6 protein-coding genes are annotated in these 9,418 nt (G+C 42.8%); all 6 read right to left on the reverse strand.

Annotated elements, in window-relative coordinates; genetic code table 11:
* The 6 genes from DWU89_RS07905 to DWU89_RS07930 all read right to left on the reverse strand — a co-directional run bounded on the left by DWU89_RS07905 (position 1) and on the right by DWU89_RS07930 (position 9,403).
* Positions 1–924, reverse strand: coding sequence for an NAD(P)-dependent oxidoreductase (locus DWU89_RS07905; RefSeq protein ID WP_115499102.1), 924 nt, complete (start codon positions 922–924; stop codon positions 1–3).
* Between the two features lie 2 nt (positions 925–926).
* Positions 927–1,994 (reverse strand): 3-phosphoserine/phosphohydroxythreonine transaminase, encoded by a 1,068-nt coding sequence (gene serC / locus DWU89_RS07910; protein WP_115499103.1) that lies wholly within the window; start codon positions 1,992–1,994, stop codon positions 927–929.
* Positions 1,995–2,077: 83 nt separating this feature from the next.
* A complete protein-coding gene (locus tag DWU89_RS07915) occupies positions 2,078–3,352 on the reverse strand; it encodes a replication-associated recombination protein A (protein WP_115499104.1) in 1,275 nt (424 codons plus the stop codon).
* Between the two features lie 290 nt (positions 3,353–3,642).
* On the reverse strand, positions 3,643–4,806 hold the full coding sequence (locus DWU89_RS07920; protein WP_115499105.1) for a site-specific integrase: 1,164 nt from the start codon (positions 4,804–4,806) through the stop codon (positions 3,643–3,645).
* A gap of 265 nt (positions 4,807–5,071) precedes the next feature.
* The gene (locus tag DWU89_RS07925) at positions 5,072–6,562 is read right to left on the reverse strand and encodes a RagB/SusD family nutrient uptake outer membrane protein (protein WP_115499106.1); all 1,491 of its coding nucleotides are present in this window, start codon (positions 6,560–6,562) and stop codon (positions 5,072–5,074) included.
* Between the two features lie 24 nt (positions 6,563–6,586).
* The gene (locus DWU89_RS07930; RefSeq protein WP_115499107.1) at positions 6,587–9,403 is read right to left on the reverse strand and encodes a SusC/RagA family TonB-linked outer membrane protein; all 2,817 of its coding nucleotides are present in this window, start codon (positions 9,401–9,403) and stop codon (positions 6,587–6,589) included.
* Between the last annotated feature and the right edge of the window lie 15 nt (positions 9,404–9,418).

Genomic DNA, 9,418 nt, shown 5'->3' on the forward strand with positions numbered 1-9,418 from the left:
TTACTTGTTAACGCGGAACTTTTCACATCCTTCTTTCAAGAAACCTTCGATCTGCTTAGCGGCAGCAATACCGGCATTGATATTGGCTTCGGCAGTCTGTGCACCCATCTTCTTTGGAGTGGAGAAATAGCGACCGGCAAACTTGGCGGCAAACTCTTCGTTGGCCGCCGGCATAATATCGGTCATATATTTCAGGTCTGTACGTTCTTCCATCAGCTTGATCAACTCAGCTTCGTTGATCACCTCCTTACGGGCCGTATTCACTAATAAACCGCCTTTCGGCATCTTGCCGACCAGAGCATAATTGATGGAATTCTTTGTCTCGGCTGTTGCCGGGATATGCAAAGAGACAACATCACAAGTTGCATAAAGTTCCTCTTGGGAAGCAACCGGCTTCACTCCATCTGCTTCGATAGCAGATGCCGGACAGAAAGCATCGAAAGCATAGATTTCCATACCGAAACCTTTTGCAATGCGAGCCACATTGCGGCCTACATTACCATACGCATGGATACCTAATTTCTTTCCTTTCAATTCTGTTCCGGAAGTACCGTTATAGAAATTACGGACAGCCATTACCATCATACCGAAAGCCAATTCGGCAACGGCATTCGAGTTTTGTCCCGGTGTATTCATCACGCAAACATTGTGGGCTGTTGCGGCAGCCAGGTCCACGTTGTCATAACCGGCTCCGGCACGTACCACGATCTTCAACTGTTTTGCTGCGTCCAAGACTTCGGCATCAATAATATCACTACGGATAATGATGGCATCCACATCTTTAACAGCTTCCAGCAGTTTTGCTTTTTCACCGTATTTCTCCAACAGGATCAGTTCGTCACCTGCACCTTCCACGACTTCGCGGATACCTTTCACAGCTACCGCTGCGAAAGGTTTATCTGTTGCTACTAATATCTTTGCCATAATTAATGCTTTCTTTCAAATTCTTTCATACATGCGATCAAAGCCTCAACGCTGCTCTTCGGCATTGCGTTATACAGAGAAGCGCGGAAACCGCCTACAGAACGGTGTCCCTTGATTCCGACCATACCGGCGGCAGTTGCAAATTTGCTGAATTCGTCTTCCAGCTCCTTGTATTCGTCGTTCATGATGAAACATACGTTCATGATGGAACGGTCTTCTACGGCTACCGTACCTTTGAACAATTTGTTACGGTCGATTTCGTCATACAGGATAGCGGCATTTTCCATATCTTTCTTTTCCATAGCAGCGATACCGCCCTGTTCCTTATACCATTTCAATGTCTGCAAAGCAGCGTAGATAGGCAATACGGGAGGAGTGTTGAACATGGAATCCTTTTTGATATGCGTGTTGTAATTCAGCATAGTCGGTATCGGACGATCCACATGTCCCAAAGCGTCCTGACGTACGATCACCAGCGTTACACCGGCAGGAGCCAGATTCTTCTGTGCACCGGCATAAATAATATCATACTTGGAAATATCGATCGGACGGGAGAAAATATCAGACGACATATCACATACCAACGGAACCTTTACGTCCGGATCCTTACGTGTTTCCGTACCATAAATAGTGTTATTGGATGTATAATGGAAATAATCGGAATCTTCTGCAATCGTATAATCTTTAGGAATATACGTATAGTTCGCATCCTTTGAGGAGGCAACTACGTCCACTTCGCCGAACAACTTTGCTTCCTTGATCGCATTGGATGCCCACGTTCCGGTATCAATGTAAGAAGCTTTCTTCTTTAAAAGGTTGTAAGGCACCATACAGAACTGCAGACTGGCGCCACCGCCCAAAAAGACTACTTCGTAGCCGGCAGGAACATCCAGTAACTCTTTGATTAATGCACGCGCTTCGTCATTTACAGCAACAAATTCTTTACTTCTGTGGGAGATTTCAAGAAGGGATAAATCCATACCCGCAAAGTTCTCTACAGCTGCAGCCGTATTTTTAATTGTAAACTCGCTCAAGATAGAGGGACCTGCATAAAAATTGTGCTTCTTCATACCAATGTCTTTTTAATGTTATATAATTCAAGTAACTAATTTCCCAAAAACAGACGGCTAATGTACAAATTAAATTGAAAACCTTAGTACCGATCACCCCACAAACGTCTCATCTGTTCGATCAGTTTGTGTTCGGCCGGATTTTCCTGTCCTTTCCACAGCCGTTCGTTCAAAATCTCTTTTGGAAGGAACTCCTGCTTGACAAAATGATTTTCATAATCATGTGCATATTTGTAGTCTTTCCCGTAATTCAATTCAGCCATCAGTTTAGTCGGCGCATTACGCAAATGAAGGGGAACGGGAAGGTTTCCCGTGCGATTCACCAGTTCCAACGCGTCATTGATCGCCATATAAGCCGAATTACTTTTAGGGCTGCATGCCAGATAGACGGTCGTTTCCGCTAAAATAATCCGTCCTTCGGGCCAGCCGATTTTCTTTAAGGCTTCAAAACAAGCATTTGCCAACAATAGAGCATTCGGATTCGCTAATCCGATATCTTCCGATGCTGAAATAACCAGACGACGGGCTATAAATTCCGGATCTTCCCCACCGGCCACCATACGTGCCAGCCAGTAAACAGCCGCATCCGGATCACTTCCCCTGATGGATTTGATGAAAGCGGATATAATGTCGTAATGCATCTCTCCTCCTTTATCGTACGCCGCCGGATTCTCCTGCAAGCGTTCCACCACCTTCTCATCCGTTATTTCAATCTTTTCATTACCTTCTTCCGCAGCTACTACAAGCTCCAGGATATTCAGCAATTTCCGGGCGTCACCTCCGGAATAGCGCAACACGGCGTCCGTTTCAGTCAGCACGATGTTCATATCCTTCAGCACCACATCCTCCGTAACCGCCTTATTTAACAGAGTCAGCAAATCGTCCTTTTCCAAAGATTTCAACACATATACCTGGCAACGTGAAAGCAACGGACGGATCACCTCGAATGAAGGATTCTCCGTTGTAGCTCCGATCAATGTGACCACCCCTGTCTCTACCGCATTCAGCAGGGAATCCTGCTGCGACTTGCTGAAACGATGTATTTCATCTATAAACAGGATCGGTGAAACGGTATTGAAAAAACGATTACTCTTTGCTTTTTCTATCACTTCACGCACATCCTTCACGCCTGAACTGATTGCGCTCAATGTATAGAACGGTGCTTCCAGCTTATTTGAAATAATCTGCGCCAGCGTTGTCTTTCCAACTCCCGGAGGTCCCCACAATATAAAAGAAGGGACACGTCCCGCATCAATCATCTTTCTTAGAACAGCCCCCGGACCCACCAGGTGTTTCTGTCCAATATAATCGTCCAACGTTTTCGGACGTAACCTCTCTGCTAACGGTTGACTCATCATGTTGGCAAAAGTCGTATATTTTATTTACTTTTCAAAGTATAAACGCCGTAAAAATTCAAGATAATTTTGATGTTTGACAGCAGAAAAATATGATAAAAAGTAAGCACACACAGCAACACACCACGTGCGCGAGCACAAAATACTATCAATTTGTCAAAAATAAGATCCATTTCAGGCTAAAAACGCCTTGTTCCCGCACTTGACGTGAGACAGCAAAAAAGCAAGCCTTATCCAAGTTCGTGATTATGCGGCCAAGCTTAATGCAACCCCGCTTCAAGCGCGGGAACAGGCTACTTCAGACTGATATTTTCCAGATCACGGATTACAGTCATATCCATAATATCGCTATAAATCTCCGTCGTCCTTACACTTTTATGTCCCAACAGCTTCTGAACCGTCGTGATATTCGCCCCATTATACAATAACAAGGTCGCATTTGTATGACGCGCCATATGAAAAGACAGGTTTTTATCTACTTCCGCCAATCGGCAGATACGCTTCAATTGCTTATTCACATTCGAGTTAGCCGAAGCGGATACGCCAAACAGAGTCTTGGAATAACGCCTGCGGTAGCGTTCATAAATGGCAAGCGCCTTTCCGTCAAACAATAAGAATAAAGGCAAACGGACATTCACGTCTGTTTTTACAGAAGAATAAACCAACCATAATTTGTCATCGATCAAATGAAAATTATCCGGTGTGATATTCACGATATCGGAAAAACGAAGCCCGGTGTAACAACTAAACAGAAACATATCGAGTGTCCGCCTGAGTGTTCGTTGCAATTTAGAGGCAGCTTTCTCCAACAATCCCAACTCCTCCGGAGTAAGATGACCACGCTTGCTTTCCATATATTTAATCTTATACTTGCGAAACGGGTATCTCTGCAAATCAAACAAATCCTTATTTATAGCCAGATTGACATATCTTTTCAAATGCTTCATATGCTTGGCTATCGTATTCCTGTGGTAGCTGTGTTCGAGAAGAAAATGCTCGAAGTCACAAAGGAAATTAAATGTAAGATCATCAAAAGCCACCTCCGGCTGAAACTGGCATAACACCTGTAAAGTCGAGAGATGGTTTTTCAACGTCGACAACCTGAGATTACTATGTTCAATCTCATTTTTCATAAAAGAAATAAAAGAAGAAGAATCATAATCACCCCTTTCCCTCAAATATTTCAAAGAAAACGGGCGTCCGCTCTGGATCATATCCAATTCGATCCGTTCCAAATAAGAAATATAATCTTTAATGTACTGATTAAGTTCATCCATATTAGGATGATTTCTTACAGTTTTCCGCTTGCTATCCCACTGAGTGGGCTTCACATAGATTTTTGTTGAAAAATACTTTTTTTGCCTGTTCAGATAGGCTTCTACCTGAATCAAAGCTTTTCCTTCCGCATTCAATCTTTTTTTCCGATTGAACACCAGATTGTAAATAACTTTTTCCATAATACACATTATTTTCTGAATGAGAACACGAAGGAACAATAATAAGTTCTTTCTTTCGTATGAGACAAACTAAAAGTTTGTTATATTTTGTGTATCAATAGAATATATATTCGTCAAAAACAGTAGTACTAAATTAACATTAGGGCATAAAAAAGAGGCGTACCGTGTCATCGGCACACCTCTTCTTCCTATTTTTAAATATTATTTAATCTTCAACTTTGCCCTGTCGACAGCCCTACTGTCGGGCTGTCATAATCAGAAATTCTCAATAACCCGGATTCTGCTGTTTGGCAATATTTGGGTTTGCGTTAGTTTCACTTACCGGAATCGGCAGGATTGCACGGTAATAAGTACGGTCAAATTTCTGAGATTCAGGGTCCAGAGAATAGTGGAAGCCTTTGTCTGATTCGCTTGTATAGCGAACAATTGTTTCGTTATTTCTCATTGCATCGAAGAAACGCTGTCCTTCACCAACCAACTCTTTGCGGCGTTCGATAATGATACGGGCCAGAGTTGCGTCAGCATCTGCAATTGTTGCGGCATTCGGATTTGCTCTCTTTACAATCTCATTCAGATATTTTGCGGCAGTTGCATTATCGCCGGTCTTGGCTGCTGCTTCCGCTGCATTCAGATAAACTTCAGACAAGCGGATGACGGGCAGGTTATTCAGACGCATATCTCCGGATTTGTCTGCCGGAAACTTATTCACGAATACTCTCGTTTCTCCGTATATCTTGGCCAGATCTTCGTCAAACCGCACAGGCAAGATAACGCCGTTACGAACGTCGTCCGGATCTTGTCCCAGCATATCGCTGAACGTCTTTGTAACAATAGCATCAGCGTAGCCATCTTCATTGTACAGGTAAGCAATACCTTCGCGATCGCCCCAGTCATCAGAACTTTCGTTGATAATTTCGAACAACATCTCATTTGTATGAGCACCATTATCTTTGTTCCAGGCATCGACATATTCAGTGTTCTTCCATAAAGAGTATGGAGAATTCTTGATTACATCTTCCGCCAGTTCCAAAGCTTCCTTATTTTTGTTCATTGTCAGATAGACTCTGGAAAGAAGGGCTTTTGCCGTCCATTCCGTAATATATCCGTTATTTTTTCCTGTTTCCATGAAGCCGCTTCCGATTGCTTCCGTGATGTCTTTAACGACTTGTGTGTACACTTCTGCTACAGTGTTACGAGTCGGCAACTGATCGCTTTCTAACGGTTGCAACATTACAGGAACACCCAATGAAGCACCTTCGTCTGCCGTATAAGGAAGACCGTATATTCTGACAAGGTCGAAATGTACAAGGGCACGGACGACTTTTGCTTCTGCATAGATCATACCGATTTCTTCCTCACTGGCATCAGTTACCTTCTTATTGTCGATCGCTTCGATCAGACGGTTTGCACGACGAATAACGTTGTAAGGAACGTTCCACATATTAGGAGCGTTGTCCACCGTATATCTCATTTCGTAGCATGAAGAAGAGCGCATGCCCTGATCTCTGGCTTGCATATCGTCTCCACGAACATCACCGTAATAGAACATACGGGCAGCATAGTAACTATTATATGTGGAGTTTCCCTGCAAGCCGTCATACATACCAAAGTAAGCCGTAACAGCATCACTATAGTTTGTTATAGCCTGAGAGCTTTCAATACCGTCAGACGGCTCACGATCCAGCCAATCGTTTCCACAGGCCGTGAATGTCAAAACAGCCAGTGCCAATGTGAATGATTTATATATCTTTTTCATATTGTTCTTATGATTTGTTTAAAATTAGAAACCAAGTTCGATACCAAAAGTTACGGTTCTGAGAGACGGAGTTTCGAATGTACAAAGTCCGTCTACAGGAACTTCAGGATCAACATAAAGATCTTTGGATTTCCATGTCAGCAGGTTATTACCGGAGATATAGGCTCTCAGTTTTTCGATGCCTGCTTTTCTAATCCAATTCTGCGGTAAAGTGAAACCAACAGTCATGTTTTTCAGACGCAGATGGTTGGTTGACATCATCCATCTTGAAGACTGAATGTTTTTGTTGCCATAAGCAAACTGCGGTAATTTTGCATTGTCACCCGGTTTCTGCCATGTATCTTCCATCTTATAATAAGACGGAACATTACCTAAATAGTTATATGTACCGCCATTGCTCTGCAACCAAGTTGCATAATCGTAGGCATGTCCACCTAAAGCATAAGTCAATGTAAAATTGAAATCGATAAACTTCCAGCCGATGTAGTTTGTCAAACCACCCTGTACTTTCGGATCCACGTTACCAATAATCACTTTATTAGCCAGAGCCGAGTTCGTAGTAGTTTCACGGCTACCATCTTTATTTATATAATACAATTCTTTACCGGTTTCAGAATCAACACCCGCGTATTCGTATGCATAGAAAGAATAGTAAGGTTCACCAACTTTGTGAATCAATGGACCGCTGATAACCTGATCTTGTTCACCATTCAGCTTAGTCAACGTATTTTTGTTATGTCCCAGGTTCAAAGAAGTTGTCCAGGTTAACTCTCCATTCTGGACGTTGGTAGACTTGATTTCCAATTCGAAACCACGGTTTCTCATAGAACCGACGTTCAGCAGCTTAGAAGCAGTACCGTTGCCGTCTATAATACCTAAAGCAGCGGAAATCGGTTTATCCATGATCAAATCTTTGGTATCGCGGTTATACCATTCTGCAGAAATTGAAACCCTGTTGAATAGAGTCACATCCAAACCGACGTTTGTAGCATGGTTCTTTTCCCATTTCAAATCATTATTGAAGAATGTAGATTCTGCAGAACCACCGAAGCCATTGTAGTTATAACCATATTGGAACAAACCCATATATGCATAATAATCAGAAGGCTGAGTACCATTCAAACCATAAGACACACGAATCTTCGCATCGCTGATAATGTCAGACAAAGATTCCATAAACGCTTCACGTGAAAGTCTCCATGATCCAGATACAGACCAGAAATCTCCCCAACGGCTATCACGTGATAAACGAGAACTGCCGTCACGACGGTAGCTGGCGCTGGCATAATATCTGCTGTCGAAATCATAATTGAGGCGTCCCAGATAGGAAACCATGCGATACCCTTTTTTCAAGCTTGAAGAACGAGTCAGACCTGCATTTGCAATCTCTTCTTTATAAGAAGGATATTGAGAACCGTTAGAGTAAGTATAATCCAATTCGTAATCTTCCGTCTCATAACCCAACAGAATATCCAGATTATGTTTCTCTGCGATAGTCTTGTTATAAGTCAACTGAGTCTGCGTATTGAACTTGCTACGGTTCTGCATATAGCGCTGGTAAACACCTTTAGCAGTACGTCCGTCATTAGAACGCGGATCCCACCATGCACGGCTGTTACTCTGGTTGAAGTCATAACTCAAAACTTCCTTGATATTCAGATTATCCCAAATATTCCAAGTTGCGGCAACCGAACCCAAGAAACGGTTTACTTTATTCTTGTTATAGTTATAAGTGGCTGTTTGCAGCGGGTTAGCACCGTTCAGAGCCGGGAATTTAGTAGACCATGTCCCATCTTCGTTATACGGGAAAGTAGAAGGTGAAGCCGTCATAGCCAAACACATAATCGGGCTGGCGAAACTGGTACCTTCATTGTTTACATCCTGTGTAGACAATGAATACAATGAATTAGCTTCCAGAGTAATGCGTCCTGTTTTATGAGTCAGGTTTGCACGTCCTGTTACGCGTTCATAAGCAGATTGCAGAGTGATACCATCTTGTTTTGCATAAGATAATGAAGAATAGAACTTCGTTTTGTCATTACCTCCTTGAGCATTCACTTCATAATTCTGATGTGAACCGTTACGGAACAAAACGTCTTTCCAGTTCGTATATCCACTCCAAGGCTCTGCAGCATAAGAATCGATATTCCTGTCTGCCAAAGATGTGGCGGCAGTTTCATCCATACCACTGTTTAATCCGTAGTTTTTGAAACCCATATACAGAATATCACGTCTGTCGGCACCATTCAGGATAGGGCGATAGTCAATAGCCATGTTTGAGAAACCCCAGTCAGCTCTGGCCGTAAATTTAGTTTTACCGGCCATACCTTTTTTAGTAGTAATTACGATTACACCGTTTGCAGCACGTGATCCATAAAGAGAAGCAGCTGCTGCATCCTTGATAACCGTCATCGATTCGATGTCGTTACTATTCAAATTGGAAAGCATACTTGTTCCAGCATCGTCGTAGCTGAAGCCGTTACTGTTACCAGTCATCATCGGAACTCCGTCGATAACATAAAGAGGGTCGTTACTTGCATTGATAGAACCCATACCACGAATGCGGACAGATTCCACAGCACCCGGCTGTCCGGATGTAGAAGTGATCTGAACACCAGAAACAGCACCTGCCAATTTAGACTGTACGCTTAATGACGGTACATCTTGTAACTTCTCCGTAGTAACACTTGATGCGGCACCTGTAAATGATGATTTTTTAAAGTTACCATAACCTGTCACCACCACTTCGTCCAATAATTCCACATCAGAACTTAATTCGATGTGCAAAACCGGTTTTACACCGATTTCCAAGGCCTTCATTCCTACGAAGGAAATTACCAGAGTCTTTGCAGAACT

The sequence above is a fragment of the Parabacteroides acidifaciens genome, assembly GCF_003363715.1.
Taxonomy (GTDB): Bacteria; Bacteroidota; Bacteroidia; order Bacteroidales; family Tannerellaceae; genus Parabacteroides; species Parabacteroides acidifaciens.

Bases quoted from the DNA above. Each gene is read 5' to 3' on its own strand.
- DWU89_RS07905 (WP_115499102.1), bottom strand. From the start codon at position 924: ATGGCAAAGATATTAGTAGCAACAGATAAACCTTTCGCAGCGGTAGCT.
- serC (WP_115499103.1), bottom strand. From the start codon at position 1,994: ATGAAGAAGCACAATTTTTATGCAGGTCCCTCTATCTTGAGCGAGTTT.
- DWU89_RS07915 (WP_115499104.1), bottom strand. From the start codon at position 3,352: ATGATGAGTCAACCGTTAGCAGAGAGGTTACGTCCGAAAACGTTGGAC.
- DWU89_RS07920 (WP_115499105.1), bottom strand. From the start codon at position 4,806: ATGGAAAAAGTTATTTACAATCTGGTGTTCAATCGGAAAAAAAGATTG.
- DWU89_RS07925 (WP_115499106.1), bottom strand. From the start codon at position 6,562: ATGAAAAAGATATATAAATCATTCACATTGGCACTGGCTGTTTTGACA.